The following is a 21,140-nucleotide window of genomic DNA, read 5'->3' on the forward strand; positions in this document are numbered from 1 at the left end:
TTTTACAGTCCTATTGCCTTAATTATTTTATCAGCTGCTTCTTCAATCTTTCCCTCTCCATTGAGAACATGTCTGACTGGGGAGCCTGTAATTACAGCACATGCAGAAATCATACCAGTTTGATAATCAAGCTCCTTCTTAATGTTAGCTAGTGTGATTTTATCTCGATTTCTAGTGTCATCTTTCATCCTTCTATTGTAGATTTCTTCAGGCTTTGCTGCAACTGAAACAAAGTTACTAGGTTGAATAATTTTCAAAACATGTTCAGGCAATCCAGGATAGTATCCTTCAGGTGAACTAATGAATGCGTGGGTATCGATGATTACGACTTCTTCATCATGTGTGGCAATTTTTTCTGCAGCAATTTTTTGTAGGCGTTGTTGTTCTATTACAGATAATTTTCTTAAGTCATCTCTGTTTTCTAATCCATTTTCTTTAGCGACGTCAAACATTAAAGTACCATAATTAATTACAATGACATTTTTCTTGTGATCCTTTAAAATATCAACCATTGTTGTTAACAAAGTACTTTTCCCAACACCTGGGATTCCAACCATGAGAATTTTTTTATTTTCTACCAAGTATAGCACCCAACCGTGGCATAACAACTTCTACTTGTTCTCTAACTAATTGTGTGTAATAATTAATGAGAATATCTACCATAAGTAAGATTCCAATTCCAGATCCGAATACACCAAGGACATCTGATACTCCTGCCAAAAGTCCTAAAATCATAGAACCAATAATTGTAACAGATGGAATGTATTTGTTCAATAATGCCTCAACAGGCTTGTTTGATCTTCTAAATCCAGGAATTTGTACATCTGCATCAAGTAAGTTTTGAGCTGCACTCTTTGGAGATAATCCACCAAGTTCAACCCATAATCTACCAAACACAACTACAATTCCAACCATAAACAAAACATATCCTACAGCTCTCATAGGATCAAGGGCTGCAACATCCAAACCACGTGGTGGGGTCATGTAGTAAATGAATCCTCCAACAGGAGTAGAAGGACTTGTAGGATCGAATTGAGCTATAAAGTTTACAAAGAAATTATTGTTACGTGGATTAAATTGAGACCAAATCATTTGGAATACAAATACAGCGTTTGCAGTTAGTGCAGATGCTAAAATTACTGGAATGTTAGAAACATACATCAATTTGATAGGATAAACAGCCTGAAATCCTCTATATTTGGTAGAAACAATTGGAATTTCAATTTTCATACCTTGTGTAAATACAAGTATCAGCAAAATTCCTGCTGTGAGGAACAGTCCAAAGATACTAGGCAGTTGATTTGAACGGAATAAGACATTTCCAATATCGCCATTTCCAGTTAAGGATTCTACAAGATACGGAATAATACCAATCATACCACCATCACCAGCAGGTAATGGACTGAACATACTCCAAAGAATTTGTTGAGCTACACCTGCCATAATGAATAAACTAATTCCACTACCAAGTCCCCAACCCTTTTGAATTAATTCGTCTAAGAACATGATAATTATCGACGCGGCCATCAGCTGCCCTATAATCACATACAGGACATACGGCTCAGATGCTGCACCACCATATACAGCTGCAGCATAAACAATAGACTCAACTACAATTACAACATAAGTTACAAGTTTTGTTGCAGTTTGGAAGATTCCTCTTTCTTCAGGTTTTTTGAAATCAAATTTGAGGATATCAGAACCTCTTAACAATTGCATCAAGAGTCCAGAAGTTACAATCGGTCCAATTCCCAATTCAACTAAGGTACCTTGTTGTGATGCAAAAATAACTCTAGCAAAGGCTAGAAAATCAAATTCAGGAGTTGTTGCTCCAAATAATGGAGTTTGTCCCATTACCATGTAGATAAGTAATGCAACACCACACCAAAGTAATCTGGTTGGTAATGGAATTTTCTTTTTAGGTTTTGGAACTTGTGGTAAATATGGTTCTGCTTTGAAAACTACTTTTCTAATAATTGAAGTTAGAGTACCTTCAGCCATTCTCAGTTAACACCTAACCCTCTTCAGGTTTTTTATCTGTTGAAGATTGAACAATTTCTCCACCAACGGCCTTTAGTTTTTCTTCAGCTGATGCAGTGAAATTTTCTATTTTTACAGAATATCCATTGGAAATGTTTCCACCACCAAGAAGTTTATCATATCCTGCACTTTCAAGGTCTACGATTTTCTTTCCACCTTCTTCTTTACCAAATTTGGTGAATAAATCATCTAAATCTCTAACACTGGCCCATTTTTTTGTGATGTTTGGATGAGGAGGACTAGTTGATTCATGTCCATAATGATCTGGTTCATCTTTTAGTAAACTACTGTAATGATGTTTTTGGAAACCTGTAACTCCAAGACCACCTTTATGACCACTTGCACGGTGTTGACCTACTTGGCCCCATCCCATGTGTCTGCCACCTCTTAGTCTTCGAGTTTTTCGCAATCTAGTTGCCATGTTAAATCATTCTCCTAACTATAGTATCAAGTTCTTTGTTAGAACCAAGAATACCTTTTTGTCCATATAATTTCTTAGTACTTCTTTTGAATCCATGAACTGGTGGTGCTAAAGCAAACCAAGGTTTTAGTGGTTTTAATTTTGATAATGATGTTTTTCCATCAGCTAAAGCGGCTCCAAGTTCTGCAGCATTTGCAAATCCTAGTTCCTTAAGATCTTCATCAGTAATTTTTTGATAACCACCTTTTCTGGCTTTCTTTTCAACTAATTCTTGAGCTAAAGTTGCATCAAGTTCAATCCATGAGACATAATGTTGTACCTTTCTTAACATTCCCAATGTATTGTCTTTTGCAGGTAAAATTGTAGCACGATATTTTTTATCTAATTTTAATAGAGTCATTGTATGAGTGGCCCAATAAGGACAGTCTGCTTGACCCTTGATTCTTACAACGAGATATGCATTTGCCATTTTATTATCCTTGACTGAATGTCTGTCTTAGACAATCCAGTACTGCTTTTGATGTTGAATTCATTGTAGGAGTTGAACCTTTTGCGGTGGTCCATGCATCCTTTAATCCTGCTAATTCTAATAATCTCTTAATTTTTCCACCTGCAACTAAACCTAATCCACGAGGTGCAGGAATGATTTCAATAGTTACACTTCCACCTTTTCCCTTTACTTTGAATGGAACAGAATGTTTTTGATCACATTTACATTCCCAACTGCCACATCCCATTTTAATTGGATTAATGTTTAGGAAAGCTTGACTAGTTGCTTTTTCAATTGCGATTCTCATTTGTTTTGATTTACCTTGACCAATTCCCAAGTATCCATTTTCATTGCCTGCTGCAACAATTGCTTTGAATCTTGTTGATTGACCATTAGATGTCATTTTTTGAATAATTCCAACATCGACAACTTCACTTTTCAAATCAGGTAATAGTTTTTTAATAATTCCAGATTCTTGAATTCTTAATCCAGCTTCTAAAATTTCTTCAACAGAAGTAATTTCTCCAGCTGCAACTTTTTGTCCTAAGATAGTTTTTGGTACCCAAACTTCTTCTTCTGGTTCTCTTCTTGGTCTTCTAGGTTTGGATGCTTCTGTTCCAGGTGGGCCTCTTCCATATACTGGTGGACCTCTTCCCCTTCCACCTTGTCCAGGTTTAGATTGTCCAGGTTTAGATTGTCCAGGTTTAGATTGTGTTGTTTGACTCATATCTATTTGACCTCACTATCTATGGTAGATTTAATTTTAGAAATTTCATTTTTTACAGTTAAGTGTTCACCATTAATTCTTTCATCTGCAGGAAAAGTTTCTGAGTCAGCTGGAACTTCAAGACCAGCATCAATTACTCCTTTCAAAGCTGCTGCCATTCTTTGTGTGTAACGTTTAGTACCAGTATACAAAATTGCATCCTTTGCTCCTTTACCTAATGCTTTCTTACCTGCCAAATAGCCAGTAAGATATGCTGCAGAGATACTTTTTCTTGATCCTTTCCATCCTTTTTCAAGTAAATATCTAGAATGTGCTGATGCAACGACGGTATCTCCAGTCATTCCAGGTTTAAGGACTTGAACTTGTGTATTCTCATTTGAAATATTTACAGTAATGAAATCACGTTTACCCATCAACATGGTTCCACGTTTACGATAATTGGTCTTTTCCTCTCTAAGTCTTCTCAATATTTTTGAATAGGCCATCTACAGGATCTGACTTTGAAACTGCTATTATATACGTTAAGCGTGGAGCAGTGCTGAAAGCAGTGCTTTTTGAGAATGAAGTCTATTTTCTGCCTCATCCCAGACTACTGATTGAGGTCCATCAATTACGGATGCAGTAACTTCTTGTTCACGTTTTGCAGGAAGACAATGTAAGAAGATCGCATTTTTCTTTGCTAGATCCATGATTTTGTCATTAATTTGATATTTTGGAAGGAATTTTTTGATTCTTTTTGGATCATCATTGTGAATTGAAGAATATGTGTCAGTGACCACAACATCAGCATTTTCAGCAGCCTTTTTTGGATCGGTTGTTAACTCAATATCAGTTAAATTTTGAGAGACTTGGACAGTTGATTTTTTTGGTTGGAATCCTTTAGGTGTTGCAATAGACATTTTGACTCCAGATAAAGCAGCACCATAAATCATAGAATTACAAACATTATTTCCATCTCCAATCCAAGCAATTTTCAAACCTTTGAAAGATTTTTTCTTTTCTTTGATTGTCATAAAATCTGCCAAAATTTGACAAGGATGAAATGAATCAGATAATCCATTAATTACAGGAACACTTGCATGTTCAGATAATTTATCAAGTAAAGAGTGATCATAAACACGTGCCATTATGCAATCAGTGTAACGAGAAAGAGTTTTTGCAGTATCTTCAACAGACTCACCACGAGATAACTGTGTGTCATTTGATGATAAATTAATTGCATGACCTCCTAATTGATACATTCCAGTTTCAAAACTTACACGTGTTCGAGTTGACGGTTTTTGAAAAATCATAGTTAGTGTTTTATTTTTTAGTACAGGTTTATTTCCACCTTTTTTCAATTCTTTTTTTAATTTAATAGAATGATCAATTAATCCCAAAAATTCTTTTGGAGTTAGTTCAGATAAAGTGAGTAAATTTTTTGTTTTAATTTTCATTTTTTAAACCGTCCAAATAATCCTCGTTTCTTTTTAGGTTCTTCTTCTTTATCTTGTTTATGTATATCTTCATCGTCAGATGAAATTACCTTTGATTCTCCAGGTTTAGGTTTACCATCCTTAATCCATTTACGAATTGTATTTCCTAGTTTGATAGCTTCAGTATCAGATTCTGGTGGAGGGATATCAAATAGATCAGAATATTTTGCAATCTCATCATCTGTGATTCCATAAAATGGATCATCAGAAACGGGTTCAGGTTCTGGGGTTGGTTCTGGTTCAGGTTCTGGTTCAGGTTCTGGTTCAGGTTCTGGTTCAGGTTCTGGTGTTGGTTCTGGTTCAGGTTCTGGTTCAGGTTCTGGTTCAGGTTCTGGTTCAGGTTCAGGTTCTGGTTCAGGTTCTGGGGTTGGTTCTGGTGTTGGTTCTGGTGTTGGTTCTGGTGTTGGTTCTGGGGTTGGTTCTGGGGTTGGTTCTGGTGTTGGTTCTGGTTCAGAAGATTCTTTTAATTTTGATACATCTGTTTGTTCTATTTTTACATCATTTAATGAACCAAAAACAGTTTCCAAAAAGATGTTTTTATCAAAGGATTTTAAATCAGAGTATTCTTGTCCTGTTCCAAGATAAAGAACAGGTGTAGAAGTAACTTTTGCGATAGATAATGCAGCACCACCTTTTGCATCAGCATCACTTTTTGTCAAAATAGAGCCATCAAATTTTACATGATTATGAAATTCACGGGCTTGATTTACAGTGTCATTTCCAGCTAAAGAATCACCAACAAAAATGGTCATATCAGGATTCACAACTTTAGTAATTTTTGCAATTTGTTCCATCAAATTTTTACTAGTTTGCATTCTACCTGCAGTATCAATTAAAACACAATCGGTTTTATGAGATTTAGCATATAATACAGCGTCTCGTGCTACTGCTGCAGGATCAGATTCATAATTTTGTGCAACTAGTTTTAGATTTAGACGATTTGTATGTTCACGTAATTGCTCTATTGCACCAGCTCTAAAAGTGTCAGCAGCAGCAATTACAACTGAATATTTTTTCTCCTGAAGTAATGATGCAAATTTTGCTAAAGAAGTAGTTTTCCCAGTTCCATTAATTCCTACAAACACAATCAAAAAAGGCTGTTCCTTTTTCTTTTTCTCATCAATTTTTTCAAAAATATCTATATCTCCAACACTGTCAAATAAACTTGAAATTATAGAAATTAGATTATCTTTAACAAATTTTTCAATTTCATTTTTATCAACTTTAGAACCAATTAATTTTTCTTTTAAATCAGATTTTATGGAATCAATTACTTCACCAGCTACATCAGATTCTAAAAGAGAAATTTCAAGTTCAAAAAGAATATCTTCAATATCTTTTTCATTAAGTTCTTTTTCTCCAAGACTTTTAGCAGCATTGGAAAACGCCTTACGAAGACTATCAAACATATTCTATCCCATTTTTGGCGGTTGTTGAGATTGCATTAATTGATTAATTTGTGCTTTACCTTGGTCTAATCTATTTGCAGCATCTTGTTTTTTGGCAGCAGTATCCTGTAAAGCAATTTCAATTTCTTTAATTCTAGCTTCAAAATAATTTATTGCAGCAGGAAAATCTTTTTCAACTGCAACACCTGCGCCAATATTTACAACAATTTTGTTATTGGATGAGATTTTTGTTGGAATATATGCTCCCATTCCAAGAGGAACTAAAGTATCAGAATCAGGTTGAGTACCAAGAGATTTAATGGATTCAATAGCAGCAGTAGCTTCTCGTAAAATACTTACAAAAGTTCCTTCTCTTTGAGATAAATCAGAGAAATACGTTTCTAGCATTTGCATCTGTTGCATTAATTGTTCAGCCTGTTGTTCACTCATGTACATCAAAATCATGCTCTGATGGTTATAAATTCATTCATGAAGTGAATATAGAAATTAAAAAATAAATAAAAAATAAAGAACTAACTTTATTTTGCTTTAGAGAATCTATCTTCTACTTCATCCCAATTTACTACATTCCACCATGCTTCAATGTAAACTGGTCTTTTGTTTTGATAGTTTAGATAGTATGCATGCTCCCAAACATCACAACCCAATAACGGAACTAATCCTTCAGTTCTTGGACTAGTTTGATTTGGCATTGATTTGTATTCAACTTTGGATGTTGAAGGATTGTATACTAACCATCCCCAACCACTACCTTGAATTACTGCAGTAGTAGATGAGAATTTCTCTTTGAAGTCAGCAAAACTTCCAAAGGAATCATTGATTGCATCAGCAATTGCTCCTCCAGGTTCACCGCCTCCATTTTGTTTCATGCTATTCCAAAATAACCTGTGGTTATCATAACCACCACCATTGAAATTAATTGCACCTCGTTTGTCTTCAGGAACTGAATTAATATCAGATAGGATATCTAAGATATCTTTTTCTTGAATTTCAGCTGGACATGTTTCAAGTGCTGCATTTAATTTGTCAGTATATGTCTGATGATGTTTTGTGTGATGAATCTCCATTGTTTTTGCATCAATGTGAGGTTCCAATGCATCATAAGCATATGGCATTTCAGGAAGTGTGTATTTTCCCATGAGATAATTTGATTTTTTATTCCATTTATTGGTTTAGTAAACAATTCATTTTTACTTGTTAAAAGACTAAAAAATTCATGAAATCATCAATAATTTTTTCCATAACATTTGTAGTTATATCAAGTATCATTGTATCACAATTTTTCCAACCTGAAAATGAAATTAGTACATACATTGAAAATAGTGTTCCATATGTTGGAACTGAAATTCCAAGGACAGATGGATTGGACGGATCGGGAGTTAAAGTTGCAGTTATTGATACTGGAGTAGATTTCAACCATCCAGATTTATGGGGTTGGGGACCTGATGGAAAAGTTATTGGAGGCTATAATTTTATTCAAACAAATCAATTACCCATGGATAAAAATGGACATGGAACCAAAGTTGCAGGCATAATAGCTGCAGATGGTAGTATCTTAGGTATTGCACCAAAGGCAAAAATTTTAGCTTACAAAGTATCTGAAGATGGAGAAGGAGTATCATCAGAATTAATTTCAGGTGCAATAGAAAAAGCAATTGAAGATGAGGCAGATATCATAAACATTAGTTTAGGAGTAAACAGAACAAATTCAAAAATAGATAGTGCAGTAAATTATGCATTAGAAAAAGGAATTTTTGTCGTGACAGCTGCAGGAAATGACGGTCCAGAATTAAAAACCATAGGAAGTCCAGGAAGAAATTTTGAATCATTAACAGTTGGTGCAACATACAACAACATGACTTCTAGCTTAATTGCAACATTAGAAATAGATGAAATACAATATACGGCAATTCCAATGGTAGGAGCTCCAAAAACAGACAAACCAGTAACGGGAAAAATAATTTTTGGAGGATTTGGGAAAATTACTGATTTAGAAAATTTAGATGTTAAAGATTCAATTCTAATTGTAGAAAGAGGAAGCGATATTGAAGGAGAATTATTATTTTTCTCAATTAAAGAAAAAAACGCTGCAGATGCAGGAGCAAAAGCACTAATTGTATACAATAGCGAACCAGGAATTTTTTTGGGAGAATTAATTCATGAATTTTCAGGTCCAGAATACAGTCCACAAATTCCAGTGGTTTCAATAGATAGAGAAGAAGGGTTAGAAATAATTGAAAAATTAAAAAGTGACAGTGATGGGATAATGAATTTATTTTACAATCCAGATTTTATTGCACATTTTAGTTCTAGAGGTCCAGTTTCACCATTTTACATGAAACCCGACATGGTGGCACCAGGCGCTTATATCAATACCACACAAATTGGATCTAGTTACAATTTTACTAGCGGAACTAGTTTTGCAGCACCGCATGTGAGTGGTGCAGCAGCATTATTGTTACAAAATAATCCAGAGTTAGAAAATCATGAATTAAAATCATTGTTAGTAACTACAGTTAAACCAGTTTCCAACGCCTATGGAAAAGAATTTTCTATTCATGAGTCAGGCTCAGGAAGACTAGACATAGCAAGTGCATATAATGCAAAATTGATCATCAGCCCTACAAATTTTGTAATTAACTTTTCATCAGATGAAAAATCAATTCAAAAAGAATTACAATTAAAATTAATTGAAAAAGAATTAGGAGAAATTGATGTCAAATTTGAAGGTCCGCAATTCATTACATTTGAATATAAAATTAATGACAATAATTTACAGACAGAATTTACAGTGTCTGGAGAAAAATATGGAGAATATGAAGGAAAAATCTTCATCAATCATGAAAAAACAAGATATACAATTCCAATAATTATTCATTATACTGAAGGCTCAATTTCTACATATCAAGAAAATGAAAAATTATTTTTTGAAATAAATCATCCAGACAAATGGAGTTTTACAAAAATTACAATTACAAATAGTAAAAATGGAAATACGGATACAATTACTGCAACACCAGATAAAAAACCTTCAATGAAAATCTATGAAAATTCAGAGTATTGGATAGAAGCAAAAATTATGTCAGATGGAAATACCACTGATGCATTTGATTTAATTAAAATTAATTCAATTTCAGAAAAAACGGAAATAATAGAATTAAGAAATATACCAGAAAAACAAATCATAATAATTATTTCAATTATAGTAGTTGTTGGAATTATAGGATTAATAATTAGGAAATAAATTATGCAGAAAATTTTGGACCTGCTGCTATAATATCATCTGAAACATTTTCAAATTTCTTAAAGTTTTCAACAAACATTTGAGCCAATTTTTTTGCTGAAAGATCATAGGAATCCTTGTCTACCCAAGTATGTTTAGGATCCAATATTTCTGACGGAACACCTTCAACTTCTGTTGGAATATCAAGATTAAGTAAATCGTCATGACGATATTTTACAATATCAAGTGCACCAGAAATTGCAGCAGTGACCATTGCACGGCTATATTTGATCTTAATTCTTTTTCCAACACCATATGGTCCACCAGACCATCCAGTATTAACGAGATAAACAACGGTATTATGTTGATTAATTTTTTCACCTAGAAGTTTTGCATAAACTGATGCAGGTCTAGGCATGAATGGAGCACCAAAACACTGTGAAAAGACAGATTTTGGTTCTTTAATTCCTCTTTCAGTTCCTGCCAATTTACTTGTATAACCAGACATGAAATGATACATTGCACCTTCTTTTGTTAGTCGGGATACAGGAGGTAAGACACCCAAAGCATCAGCTGTCAAAAATACAATGACACGTGGGTTACCACCGACACTTGGAATTACTGCACCAGGAATGAAATCTAATGGATAACCAACACGAGTATTTTCAGTTAAAGAATTATCATCATAATCAGGTATGTTATCATTTAAGACAACATTTTCTAAAAGAGCGCCAGGTTTAATCGCATTCCAAATTTCAGGTTCTGCCTCTTGACTAAGGTTGATACATTTTGCATAACAACCTCCTTCAAAATTAAACGTACCATTATCAGACCAACCATGTTCATCATCACCAATTAATTTTCGATTTGGATCAGCAGAAAGAGTTGTTTTTCCAGTTCCAGATAATCCAAAGAATAACGCAGTATCTCCATTATCACCAATATTTGCCGAACAATGCATTGGGAAAATATTTCGGTCTGGCAATAAGAAATTCATTACACCAAACATGGATTTTTTCATTTCACCAGCATATTCAGTTCCTCCAATCAAAACAATTTTTCTTGTTAAATCAATTAAAATAAAAACATCAGTTCTAGTTCCATCAATTTCAGGATCAGCTAAGAAATCATTAATACACAAAATGGTAAATTCAGGTTCGTGTTTTTCTAATTCTTCATCTGTTGGTCTAATAAACAAATTACTTGAAAACATACTTTGCCATACATGATCATTGATTACTCTAATTGGTAAACGAGTTTCAGGATCAGCACCTACAAAACCATCAAAAACAAAAAGTTCTTTGTTATCAACAAAGTCCTTCATTTTTTCAAAAAGTTTTTCAAATTTACCACTTGGGAATTGATGATTAATTTTTCCCCAGTCAATAGTTTCATGAGTCTTGTCATCATATACAATGAATCTGTCATCAGGTGACCTACCAGTATATTTTCCAGTATTTACTGAAAGAGAACCAGTAGAATTAACAACACCTTCTTTTCTATCTACAGAAATAGCCACCATTTCATCAGTAGGTAAATTTCTATGAACTTTAGATGGATTTATGCCAAAATTCGTTAATTGAGACAAAAATTTCTCTGAAGCGGATCTACCAAGTAATTCTGTCAATAGTTTAATCTCCAAATGTTGTGTGTTTGAGCATATACGAGGGTCATAAGATATTTAGATCCGCCTAGATTTTCCTTATTATCTCTTTTCCATGAGTATTTTTTGAGGTCGAGGAACGTATTTATTCCAAAATTCAAGACTTAGTTCCATGCCAATCAACAAGGAATTGATCGAGAAAAGACAGGAAGTAAAACAAAACAAACCTGATTTTGTCAGACCAGAAAGTTGGCGATATGTTAGACTTCAAACTAATTGGAGAAAACCAAAAGGAATAGATCATCATCAAAGAAAACAAAAAAGTAGAGGACGTCCAGGTTTAGTTAAAGTTGGATATGGTGGACCTAAAGATGCAAGAGGATTACATCCTTCAGGATTTACAGATAATTTAGTTTACAATATTTCAGATTTAGAAAAATTAGACCCAAAGAAAGATGGAGTCAGATTAGGACATGGTGTCGGTACTAAAAAGAGAAAAGAAATTGTCGTTAAAGCAGTAGAAAACAAATTTAAAATATTTAATGCAAGAGTGAGTGTAATTGCCAATAAATCTTAAAGATAAAAAACGACTTGCATCCAGAGTTACTGGAGTAGGAATTCACAGAATCAAATTTGATACTGATCACTTAGATGATATTGCAGATGCAATTACTAGAGAAAACATTAGAAGTTTAATCACCGCAAATACAATTCAAATCAAACCATTTACAGGAACATCTAGAGGAAGAGCACAAACCAAATTGGATCAGAGACACAAAAGAGGTACAACACAAGGTTCCAAACAAGGTAGAAAAGGTGCAAGAGTTGGTAAAAAAGAAGTTTATGTTGCAAAAGTTCGTTCACTTAGAAGATTATTAAAAATTGCAAAAGATAGAAAAGATTTGACAAATCCAGAATTTTGGACACTATACAAAAAAGTAGGTGGAAATACTGTCAGAAATAAGGCTCACTTGAGAACTCTGATGGACGAAATTAAAACCAAAAGAAAAGATTAGAACCTAAATAATTTTTTATCAAAACTTGAAATTTTACCATTTTTGATTTCTATTCCCTCATCACTAAGCATTTTAGTTTTGATATGTTCACCATAGGCATAACCACCAATTTTACCTGTAGACATTACTACACGATGACATGGGACTATTGCAGGATATGGATTATTATTCATAATTTTTCCAATAACTCTTTGACCATTTTTTAATCCAACAGCTTTTGCCAATTCACCATAAGTTGTAATTTGACCTTTAGGAACATCTAGTAATTTTTTGTAAACTCTTTGTTCAAGATTCATAATTTAATTATCTCAAGTGAAGTTGATTTAAGAAGTTCAATAATTTTTTGTTTATTTGTTCCCAATCCACGCCAATCTAAAAGAGCATATTTTGCCATTTTATTTTGTTTAATTATGTGTGAAAATAATTCCTCATCAAGTTCATCTAAAGCATGTTTTGGAATTACTGTTCCAAGAGCAAATTTTCCTTCAAGTAATTCATGAGTAAATTTTGTTGAGTAGTGAGTTCCACCAAAACAAATTGCTACAGGGTTTTCAGGTAACTTGTTGAGAAAAACTTGGTGAACTAAATTTGCCACAGATTCACATAAGGATACATCAGTCCATTGTTTTTGAGTAGTGCCAATTTCTATGAAGATTGTAGGTTTAGTTAATGCAGTTGGACCATGATGAGTTGCTTCAATAGTGATTTGAAATTCTGAGAAATCTGATTGATGTTTTTGTAATGTTTGAAGATAATATTTTTGCAGATCAGGATGAGGGATGGCAACTTGTCTATCATTTCCACCAAATTTTGCTTCAGAAAAGTTTCCAGTACTATGACAAGTCAATGCCAAAACTCCAGATTCTGCAGCATGTTTTGATAAAAATACAAAACCATCATAATCGTATTTTTCTTCTAACCAATCAGCAGAAATTGTAGGAGTTGAAATAATGATTAAATCGTAGAATTTGCCTCGAAAAATATCTCCATCCAGGGTCATATTTTGTGAAAGAAAATTTGCCATATTGTAACCAGCAGGGTCATCTCGATACGCAATTAGGAGTTCCATGAGATAAGGATTATAAGGACACCATATTAATTTCCACCAATGAACCCGAAACAGACTTTGAAAAATATGTCTAATACTATGAAAATGGCAAAAAAGCCAGATAAAGATGAATATCAACAACATCTAAGATTAGTATTAACAGGAATTCTCGGAGTAGGAACAATTGGATTTATAATTCAATTTGTGTTTTCGGTAGTAACATTTGGTCGATAAAATTGTCTGAAGAAATTAAATCACATTTATTTGCAATTAGAACCACTGGGGGTCAAGAAAAAGTGGTAATGAGATTATTAGAAGCTAAAGCAAATGCCAATCAAATTAACATTCAATCAGTTTTACTAGTTGACAATCTTAAGGGATATGTTGTAATCGAAGCAATTAATCCGAGCGATGCATATATGGCAGTAGAAGGAGTCAGACATATTCGTGGTCAATTAAGAGGAGAATTAGAATTCAAAGATATCGAAGGTTATCTTGTCAAGAAATCAACAGTTTCAACATTAGAAGTAGATAATATTATTGAAATTACCGGCGGACCATTCAAAGGAATGAAAGCAACAATTACTAGAATAGATGCAGATAAAGAAGAAGCAACAGTTGTGTTACTTGATGCATCTTATCAATTACCAGTAACTGTAGATGCAAATTATCTTAAACTCTCGAGTGGAGCTTAGGAAGGATTAAATTTTCGGGATTAAACTGATTTAACATGGGAGAACAAAAAGTATCATCACTTGTAACTGGAGGAGGAGCATCCGCAGGTCCACCATTAGGTCCAGCATTAGGTCCTCTAGGAGTTAACATCATGGAAGTTATCTCAGCAATTAATGAAAAAACTAAAGATTTCGAGGGAATGAAAGTTCCTGTAACTGTCATAGTAGATACAGATACAAAAAAATATGAAATTGAAATCGGCATTCCTTCTGCTGCTGCATTAATCATGAAAGAAGCAGGAATTCAAAAAGGCTCAAGTACTTCAGGTACAGAATGGGCAGGAGATGTCACAATGGATGGAATTGTTAAAGTAGCAAATACAAAACTCGAAAAATCTTATGCAACATCATTAAAATCAGTTGCAAAATCCATCATTGGTACATGTGTAGCATTAGGAGTTAAAGTAGAAGGAAAAACTCCAAAAGAAATTACTGCCGAAATCAATGAAGGTAAATGGGATCAAAAATTCCAATAATTATTCAATAAGATAAACAGGATCTTTATCGGTTTTTTGTAATTCTACAAAGGTTTCAGTATTTTGAACACCTTCTATTTTTCCAATTTTTTCAATAACTACGGAGTGTAAGGCTTCGAGATTTTTTGCATATACTTCAATCATTATATCAAATCTACCAGTCACTTCAGAAATAGAAACAATTTCAACTGTCTCCATGAATTTCTCATGAATTTTTTCTTTTAATTTTGGGTCACGGTTAACTCCAACGGAGGCCTTTACTCCAAATCCCAACAAAGATTGATCAATATCAACAGTGAATTTTTTGATTAATTTCTTTTTCATTAATCGTTTAATTCTACTATACAAAACAGAGGCGTTAATACCAAGTTTTTTAGATAAAACAGGAACTGAAATAGATCCATCTTTAGTTAATTCATAGAGCAATTTCATATCAAGATCATCAAATCGATGCAATATGATGAAAAGATTGCTTCTCATTTAATATATCTATAAGTTTTTGGCAAAAATTGCTTTGAAATTACAATTTTTTCATATAAAAAAAGAAAATTTTTTAAAATAATTAAGAGTTAGGAAGGTCGATCTCTAAACGATTTTAAGTAGGTTTTCTGGAATTTGTTCGTAATGATTACAGAAGCACAATTGGCAGAGGTAGTAACAAAAGCCAAAGAGGAGACTAAAAAAATGAAATTTAAACAATCCTTAGAACTAATAATTAATTTCAAAGATATTGATGTAAAGAAAGGATTTGCAATAAATGAAGTAGTTCAACTTCCAAAAACAAATTCTCCTGCAACAGTATGTGTAATTGCTACTGGTGAAATGAGCCAAAAAGCAAAAGCAGCAAATGCTGATTCAGTAATCGGAAATGAAGAATTAGCAAAATTTGAAGCTAACAAAAGAGAATCTAGAAAATTCATTAACAAATATGATTTCTTTTTGGCAGATACAAAAATTATGCCAACAGTTGGTAAAGCACTTGGTCAACTTTTAGGTCCAAGAGGAAAAATGCCAACACCAGTTCCATTTGACGCACCTATTGATGCATTTCTAGCAAGATTTAGAACATCAATTAAAGTTAGAACAAGAGCATCATTATCAATTTCATGTAAAATTGGCGATGAATCTATGGAAGATTCAGATTTAGCAACTAATGCATTTGCAGTTCTAAATACAATTGAGAAGAAATTACCAAACGGTGAAAAAAATATCAAAAAAGTTATGATAAAAACTACAATGGGTAAACCAGTAAAACAAGTACAGGAGATAAAGAAAAAGTATGCATGAAAATAGAACTACATATCCAAAAAGAAAAATGGAAATGTATCAACAATTACTAGAGTTACCAAAAAAATACAAAACAATTTCAATTATTCAAATGAATAAAGTTCGTTCAACACAAATTTTACCATTAAGAAAAACTTTGAAAGGTGAAGTAGAATTTGTTTGTGTCAAAGATAGAGTTGCAAAAAAAGCACTTGAATCATCAGACATTCCAGGAATGAAAGAATTTTCTACAGAACTAAAAGGACAAGTCATGTTCATATTCACAAACATGTCACCATTCAAACTCAATGTGTTACTAGGTAAAAACAAAGTCATGATGGGTGCACGTTCTGGAGATATTGCAAGTATGGATATTGTAGTAGCTGAGAAAAACACAGGAATTGCACCAGGACCAATGCTTACAGAATTCAAAGAGGCAGGAATTCCAACAAAGATTGATCAAGGAACAATTTGGATTGCCAAAGAAACAACACCAGCCAAAAAAGGCGATGCAATTAATGAAAAATTAGCAGCAATTTTAGGTAAATTAGATATCAAACCAGTAGAGGCAGGAATTTCACTTTATTCAGCAGTTGAAGAAGGTCTCAAATACACTGAAGACGAGATGGTCGTAGACGTTGAGAAAACAAGAGACTTGTTTGCACAATTCCACCAAGAAGCAGTTTCACTATCAATTGAAGCAGGTTACATTACTGCAGATAACGTTACACAAATTCTTACAAAAGCAGCACAATCTGCACGTTCAGTATCTATTGAGTCAGGTTTCATGACTGATGAAACAAAAGAGCAAATCTTACAAAAAGCAGATGCTCAAGCTAAAGGCTTAGCAGGTCAAGCAAAAGACTATACACCAGCCTAAGAATCAGTGTTTTTTACTTTAGGTAAATTCCAGTTATACTTTATTGCAATTAATCTCAAGGTAGTAGTTAGAATTATTCCAATAATTGTTGCAACATAGATTTCTTCTGTAAAATACAATAGTATTGAAAAAATTACAATTCCAATGAAACTAGCTGTAAGATAAAATTCTTTTACAAACACTATAGGAGATTGATTAACAAAGACATCTCTTAATACACCACCACCAACAGCAGTCAAAATACCTGCTAGCATAATGGCTAAAAAATTTAATCCAAAAATATTGTAAGCAAAAGTTGCTCCAATAATTGTAAAAACACCAAGACCAATTGCATCAAATTTCAAAAATAAATTCCAGTGTTTTTTTAATTTAGAGTACAAAAAGAAGATTACAATTCCTGAAGCGACAGTAGCTATCACATATGCAGGATCAACAATAGAATTTGGAACCCTACCCAAAACAACATCCCTTATCGTACCACCTGCCACACCAGTAATAGTTGCAAGTAGTAAAATTCCCACAAAATCAAATTTTTTTTCAATTGCCTTAAAAGCACCAGTAATTGCAAAAGCTACAGTACCAAATAGATCTAAAACATAGATGAAAAATTCAGTACTAAAAGAAAATTCTGTCAACGAATAGAAAAGCGGTAAACAGAGTAATTAAGATTAATTAAAAATAAGTATAAAATTAAGTTGAAAGAATAAAGTTGCTTAGCCGAATAAGGATGAGAGTCCTTCCATGGCTGCTTCTTCGTTTTTAGGTTCTTCTTTCTTTTCTTCTTTTGCTGGTGCATCTGCTGCTGCTTCAGCTGCCGGTGCGGCTGCTGCAACTGCTACAGGTGCGGCTTTAACTGCCTCATTGATGTCAACATCAGCTAAGGCTGCAACTAGTGATTTAACTTGGGCTTCATTAACTTCAGCTCCAGATGCTTTAACAACTGAACTGAGGTTTGCCTCGTTAACTTCTTTGTCTAGTTTATGAAGAAGTAAAGCAGCGTAAACATATTCCATTGTACCATGAATCTCTTGGGGCATAATATAAAACTATGGCGAAGTGACGCCTGAAAAAATCTAATTGAGAATTTTTAAACTTCTACAAACAGCGTATAAAGTTCTCTTCAAGTTTGGATCGGTTAAAGTATCCATCCTATTTCTCAAAACTCTTTTTGCTTCATCTCTTTCAGTACCTGGAGCCAAAGACAAAACAGTGTTAATGAATTCAGGAATTGATTCACGAATCCAACCATCTAAAACTGCATAAATTTTTGGAGGAATAATATCACATTTATCAACATCAAGATCTAAAACATCAGCATAATTTTCAGATTCAACTCGATACACCAATGCCAAAACAACATTGTCAGGAGTTGGATGATTGAGAATTTCTTCGGATCTTTCACCAGTTTTACCTTGTTTAATCTTATTTTTGAGACCAATTGGATTTACAATTACACCATTAACTCCTACTTTTCTGCCATCAACACCGCTAACTACGGCAAAAATAAAGTCATTAAAATCACCATTTTTTTTAATTGAGAAAATATGAGTGCCCTCTTTGAGTTTAGGCTTGCTTCCAAACATAATTAGGATAAAAGATTGATTGTATTTAATGTAATCATTAATCAATAATACTTAATATCGGAAAGAGGCATGCTCATCGTTGGATAAAAATCAGATTTTAAAAGAATTCTCCTCAGATCCGGACAAATACTATAATGTCAAATTATTCCAAGAACAAGGATTTGTCAGAAAATCATGTTCTAAATGTGGAAGATTTTTTTGGACTTTAGATTCAAACAGAACACTTTGTCCTGATGATGGTACTGATACATATTCATTCATTGGAGAACCACCAACAACAAAAAGATTTGATTATACACAAGCTTGGAAACAAGTTGAAGAATTTTTTGTAAAAAATAATCATACTTCAGTTAGTAGATATCCAGTTGTATGCAGATGGCGTGATGACTTGTACTTTACAATTGCATCAATTGTTGACTTTCAAAGAATTATGGGTTCAAAAGTTGTTTTTGAATTTCCTGCAAACCCACTAGTTGTTCCACAAACATGTCTGAGATTCAAAGATTTAGAAAATGTAGGAGTGACTGGAAGACATTTTTCAAGCTTTTGTATGATTGGACAACACAGTGTTCCAAACAACCAAGGGTATTGGAAAGATGAATGTGTTGATTTGGATTACAGATTACTAACTGATCAATTTGGAATTAAAAAAGAGGAAGTAGTTTTTGTAGAAGATGTTTGGGCCGGTGGCGGTTCTTTTGGTCCATCACTAGAATATTTTGTTAGAGGGTTAGAATTAGGAAATGCAGTATTTACAGAGTTCCAAGGAGAACTAGGACAACATACAACATTAGACCAAAGGGTAATTGATATGGGTGCAGGGCTAGAGAGATTTGCATGGATTACAATGGGTACACCGACAGCCTACGATTGCTGTTTTGGACCAATTAATGAGAAATTATTTAATAAAATTGGAATAGATTCAGATTCAGAAATTCTACGAAAGTACTTTACAGAAATTGCAAAAGAGATTGATAACTATGATGACCTTAATGAAGTAAGACGACTTGCAATTAAAAATGCAGGAATTACAGATTCACAATTAACAAAAATGATCACACCAATGGAAGGAATGTATCTAATTGCCGACCATTTACGTACATTGATTTTTGCAATTACAGATGGTGCACTTCCAAGTAATGTTGGTGGAGGATATAATCTCAGAATGATGTTGCGAAGAATTAATGCAACAGTAAGTAAACTAAATCTCAAATTAGACATCGATGACTTGATTGATACACATATTGATTATCTAAAAGATACCTATCCTGAACTAAACGAAAAAAGAGAAGATGTTAAACAAATTCTCAAGATAGAATCTGCCAGATATGAAGAATCAAAAGTACACATGAAGAAAAAAGCAGAGAAAATTCGTGAAAAAGGCACTCCAACAGTTGATGAGCTCATTACATTTTACGAATCAGACGGAATCACTCCAGAATATCTCAAAGAAGTTGACGCAATTGCAGAAGTTCCATCATCATTTTACTCTAAATTATCAGATTTACACCAATCAGAAAAGAAAAAAGCAATTACTGAATTACCATTAGAGAAACTTCCAGAAACGGAGACTCTATTTTACAAAGATGACCCCATGGAATTTGAGGCTACAGTAATCAAAGTATTTGATGATCAAGTGGTATTAGACAAAACATCATTTTATGCCAGAGGTGGAGGTCAGGAACCAGATCATGGAAGTATTGCAGGATTTGAAGTAGTTGATGTAGATAAACATGCAGACATTATTGTTCATAAATTAAAAGGTGGAACTCCAAATCAAGGAGACACAGTTCAGTGTAAAGTGGATGCAACAAGACGTTCAAACATTACTAAAAACCATACTAGTACTCACATCATCAATACATCAGCTCGAAGTGTCTTAGGATCATGGGTTTGGCAACACTCTGCATTCAAAGATGATGATCATGCAAGATTAGACATTACACATCATTCATCATTAAATGACGAACAAGTAAAACAAATTGAAGATGCAGCAAATAAAATGATTAAAGATAACTATCCTGTCAAAATAGAATACTTTGATAGAGGTACTGCAGAGCAACAATATGGATTTAGAATTTATCAAGGTGGAGTAGTTCCAGTAAAATCTGTAAGAATCGTATCAATTGAAGATAAAGACATTGAAGCTTGTGGTGGAACCCATGTAAAGAAAACTGGAGATATTGAATTAATCAAAATTACAAAGACAAAAAGAATTCAAGATGGAGTTGTTCGTTTAGAATTTGTTTCAGGACCAAATGCATTTGAATATGTCAAAGAGCAAGAAGAAGAGTCAAAGAAAAAAGAACAACAAGCAATTGAAAAACAACAATTAGAAAAACAAAGAGAAGAAAACAAAGACAAAGCAAGAGAGAAAATCCCAGTATTCATAGAAAAAATTCTAGCAGGAGAATCATTAGACTCTGAAGAAATTAACAACAAAGGAAAACTTTGCTTTACATCAAGTGACAATTATGATGATTATTTCAATCAAAACTTTGGAAAGAAGTTAGTTGCTAAAGACGATACTGCAGCATTTTGTGGAATTTTTGAAGCAGGTCCAACTATACGAGTAATGATATTTGCAGGTGAGAAATCAGGCGTAAATGCAGGTGAAATTGCCAAAGAAATAGCCTCAATTTTAGGAGGTTCTGGAGGCGGCGATGCCAAATTTGCTCAAGGTGGAGGTAAAGACACATCTAAAAAAGACGAGGCAATACAAAAAGCAAAATCAATGATTTTAGGATAA

26 protein-coding genes are annotated in these 21,140 nt (G+C 33.5%); 9 read left to right on the top strand and 17 right to left on the bottom strand.

What is annotated here, in order from left to right; genetic code table 11:
- Positions 1–2 precede the first annotated feature (2 nt).
- The 10 genes from NMSP_RS06320 to NMSP_RS06365 form a co-directional block, all read right to left on the bottom strand.
- On the bottom strand, positions 3–590 hold the full coding sequence (locus NMSP_RS06320) for an adenylate kinase (RefSeq protein ID WP_225971335.1): 588 nt from the start codon (positions 588–590) through the stop codon (positions 3–5).
- The gene (gene secY, locus NMSP_RS06325) at positions 568–2,001 is read right to left on the bottom strand and encodes a preprotein translocase subunit SecY (RefSeq protein WP_086907973.1); all 1,434 of its coding nucleotides are present in this window, start codon (positions 1,999–2,001) and stop codon (positions 568–570) included. Before secY ends, NMSP_RS06320 begins: the two co-directional genes overlap by 23 nt.
- 13 nt (positions 2,002–2,014) lie before the next feature.
- A complete protein-coding gene (locus tag NMSP_RS06330; protein ID WP_086907974.1) occupies positions 2,015–2,461 on the bottom strand; it encodes an uL15 family ribosomal protein in 447 nt (148 codons plus the stop codon).
- 1 nt (position 2,462) lies between these two features.
- Positions 2,463–2,930, bottom strand: coding sequence for a 50S ribosomal protein L30 (locus NMSP_RS06335; protein WP_086907975.1), 468 nt, complete (start codon positions 2,928–2,930; stop codon positions 2,463–2,465).
- Between the two features lie 4 nt (positions 2,931–2,934).
- Complete coding sequence (locus NMSP_RS06340; RefSeq protein WP_086907976.1) at positions 2,935–3,678, bottom strand: 30S ribosomal protein S5; 744 nt, start codon at positions 3,676–3,678, stop codon at positions 2,935–2,937.
- 2 nt (positions 3,679–3,680) lie between these two features.
- Positions 3,681–4,163, bottom strand: coding sequence for a 50S ribosomal protein L18 (locus NMSP_RS06345; RefSeq protein ID WP_086907977.1), 483 nt, complete (start codon positions 4,161–4,163; stop codon positions 3,681–3,683).
- 36 nt (positions 4,164–4,199) lie between these two features.
- Positions 4,200–5,114, bottom strand: coding sequence for an ornithine carbamoyltransferase (gene argF, locus NMSP_RS06350; RefSeq protein WP_086907978.1), 915 nt, complete (start codon positions 5,112–5,114; stop codon positions 4,200–4,202).
- Entirely contained in the window at positions 5,111–6,562 is a 1,452-nt protein-coding gene (gene ftsY / locus NMSP_RS06355; RefSeq protein ID WP_086907979.1) for a signal recognition particle-docking protein FtsY, read from the bottom strand. Before ftsY ends, argF begins: the two co-directional genes overlap by 4 nt.
- Positions 6,563–6,565: 3 nt before the next feature.
- Positions 6,566–6,991 carry a prefoldin subunit alpha gene (gene pfdA / locus NMSP_RS06360; RefSeq protein WP_086908410.1) on the bottom strand — a complete coding sequence of 142 codons (426 nt, stop codon included), beginning with the start codon at positions 6,989–6,991 and terminating at the stop codon, positions 6,566–6,568.
- Between the two features lie 89 nt (positions 6,992–7,080).
- Complete coding sequence (locus NMSP_RS06365) at positions 7,081–7,701, bottom strand: superoxide dismutase (RefSeq protein ID WP_086907980.1); 621 nt, start codon at positions 7,699–7,701, stop codon at positions 7,081–7,083.
- A 77-nt stretch (positions 7,702–7,778) separates the two neighbouring features.
- On the opposite strand from NMSP_RS06365, the gene NMSP_RS06370 reads away from it, so the two are divergent.
- On the top strand, positions 7,779–9,806 hold the full coding sequence (locus NMSP_RS06370) for a S8 family serine peptidase (RefSeq protein WP_086907981.1): 2,028 nt from the start codon (positions 7,779–7,781) through the stop codon (positions 9,804–9,806).
- A 1-nt stretch (position 9,807) separates the two neighbouring features.
- On the opposite strand, the gene pckA is transcribed toward NMSP_RS06370, so the two are convergent.
- Positions 9,808–11,373 (bottom strand): phosphoenolpyruvate carboxykinase (ATP), encoded by a 1,566-nt coding sequence (pckA, locus tag NMSP_RS06375; RefSeq protein WP_264080406.1) that lies wholly within the window; start codon positions 11,371–11,373, stop codon positions 9,808–9,810.
- Between the two features lie 187 nt (positions 11,374–11,560).
- Here pckA and NMSP_RS06380 point away from each other — a divergent pair, with 187 nt between their 5' ends.
- Both NMSP_RS06380 and NMSP_RS06385 read left to right on the top strand, forming a co-directional pair.
- Positions 11,561–11,965 carry a 50S ribosomal protein L32e gene (locus tag NMSP_RS06380; RefSeq protein ID WP_086907982.1) on the top strand — a complete coding sequence of 135 codons (405 nt, stop codon included), beginning with the start codon at positions 11,561–11,563 and terminating at the stop codon, positions 11,963–11,965.
- Complete coding sequence (locus NMSP_RS06385) at positions 11,949–12,404, top strand: 50S ribosomal protein L19e (RefSeq protein WP_086907983.1); 456 nt, start codon at positions 11,949–11,951, stop codon at positions 12,402–12,404. Before NMSP_RS06380 ends, NMSP_RS06385 begins: the two co-directional genes overlap by 17 nt.
- Here NMSP_RS06385 and NMSP_RS06390 read toward each other — a convergent pair.
- Both NMSP_RS06390 and NMSP_RS06395 read right to left on the bottom strand, forming a co-directional pair.
- Positions 12,401–12,700, bottom strand: a complete 300-nt coding sequence (locus NMSP_RS06390) for an MGMT family protein (protein ID WP_086907984.1) — start codon at positions 12,698–12,700, stop codon at positions 12,401–12,403. The genes NMSP_RS06385 and NMSP_RS06390 overlap by 4 nt on opposite strands.
- Positions 12,697–13,473, bottom strand: a complete 777-nt coding sequence (locus NMSP_RS06395; protein ID WP_086907985.1) for a D-aminoacyl-tRNA deacylase — start codon at positions 13,471–13,473, stop codon at positions 12,697–12,699. Before NMSP_RS06395 ends, NMSP_RS06390 begins: the two co-directional genes overlap by 4 nt.
- Positions 13,474–13,512: 39 nt before the next feature.
- Between NMSP_RS06395 and NMSP_RS06400 the strand changes: the two genes are divergently transcribed.
- The 3 genes from NMSP_RS06400 to NMSP_RS06410 are packed head-to-tail and all read left to right on the top strand — an operon-like array spanning position 13,513 to position 14,662.
- The gene (locus NMSP_RS06400; protein ID WP_086907986.1) at positions 13,513–13,686 is read left to right on the top strand and encodes a protein translocase SEC61 complex subunit gamma; all 174 of its coding nucleotides are present in this window, start codon (positions 13,513–13,515) and stop codon (positions 13,684–13,686) included.
- A gap of 2 nt (positions 13,687–13,688) precedes the next feature.
- Entirely contained in the window at positions 13,689–14,147 is a 459-nt protein-coding gene (locus NMSP_RS06405) for a transcription elongation factor Spt5 (protein ID WP_086907987.1), read from the top strand.
- Between the two features lie 35 nt (positions 14,148–14,182).
- Positions 14,183–14,662, top strand: coding sequence for a 50S ribosomal protein L11 (locus tag NMSP_RS06410; RefSeq protein ID WP_086907988.1), 480 nt, complete (start codon positions 14,183–14,185; stop codon positions 14,660–14,662).
- Here NMSP_RS06410 and NMSP_RS06415 read toward each other — a convergent pair whose 3' ends face one another.
- Entirely contained in the window at positions 14,663–15,142 is a 480-nt protein-coding gene (locus tag NMSP_RS06415) for an Lrp/AsnC family transcriptional regulator (RefSeq protein WP_225971265.1), read from the bottom strand.
- Positions 15,143–15,286: 144 nt separating this feature from the next.
- Here NMSP_RS06415 and NMSP_RS06420 point away from each other — a divergent pair, with 144 nt between their 5' ends.
- Both NMSP_RS06420 and NMSP_RS06425 read left to right on the top strand, forming a co-directional pair.
- Positions 15,287–15,949: a 50S ribosomal protein L1 gene (locus NMSP_RS06420; RefSeq protein ID WP_086907990.1), complete on the top strand. Its 663-nt coding sequence runs from the start codon at positions 15,287–15,289 to the stop codon at positions 15,947–15,949.
- Complete coding sequence (locus NMSP_RS06425; RefSeq protein ID WP_086907991.1) at positions 15,942–16,808, top strand: 50S ribosomal protein L10; 867 nt, start codon at positions 15,942–15,944, stop codon at positions 16,806–16,808. The genes NMSP_RS06420 and NMSP_RS06425 overlap by 8 nt, the downstream gene beginning before the upstream one ends.
- Here the strand turns inward: NMSP_RS06425 and NMSP_RS06430 are convergent.
- From NMSP_RS06430 to NMSP_RS06440, 3 genes are all read right to left on the bottom strand, one after another.
- Entirely contained in the window at positions 16,805–17,443 is a 639-nt protein-coding gene (locus NMSP_RS06430; RefSeq protein WP_086907992.1) for a trimeric intracellular cation channel family protein, read from the bottom strand. The genes NMSP_RS06425 and NMSP_RS06430 overlap by 4 nt on opposite strands.
- Positions 17,444–17,521: 78 nt before the next feature.
- The gene (gene rpl12p, locus NMSP_RS06435; protein WP_086908412.1) at positions 17,522–17,821 is read right to left on the bottom strand and encodes a 50S ribosomal protein P1; all 300 of its coding nucleotides are present in this window, start codon (positions 17,819–17,821) and stop codon (positions 17,522–17,524) included.
- Positions 17,822–17,881: 60 nt separating this feature from the next.
- A complete protein-coding gene (locus NMSP_RS06440; RefSeq protein ID WP_086907993.1) occupies positions 17,882–18,391 on the bottom strand; it encodes a hypothetical protein in 510 nt (169 codons plus the stop codon).
- Between the two features lie 79 nt (positions 18,392–18,470).
- On the opposite strand from NMSP_RS06440, the gene alaS reads away from it, so the two are divergent.
- On the top strand, positions 18,471–21,140 hold the full coding sequence (alaS, locus tag NMSP_RS06445; protein WP_086907994.1) for an alanine--tRNA ligase: 2,670 nt from the start codon (positions 18,471–18,473) through the stop codon (positions 21,138–21,140).

The organism is Candidatus Nitrosomarinus catalina, from assembly GCF_002156965.1.
GTDB lineage: Archaea > Thermoproteota > Nitrososphaeria > Nitrososphaerales > Nitrosopumilaceae > Nitrosopumilus > Nitrosopumilus catalinensis.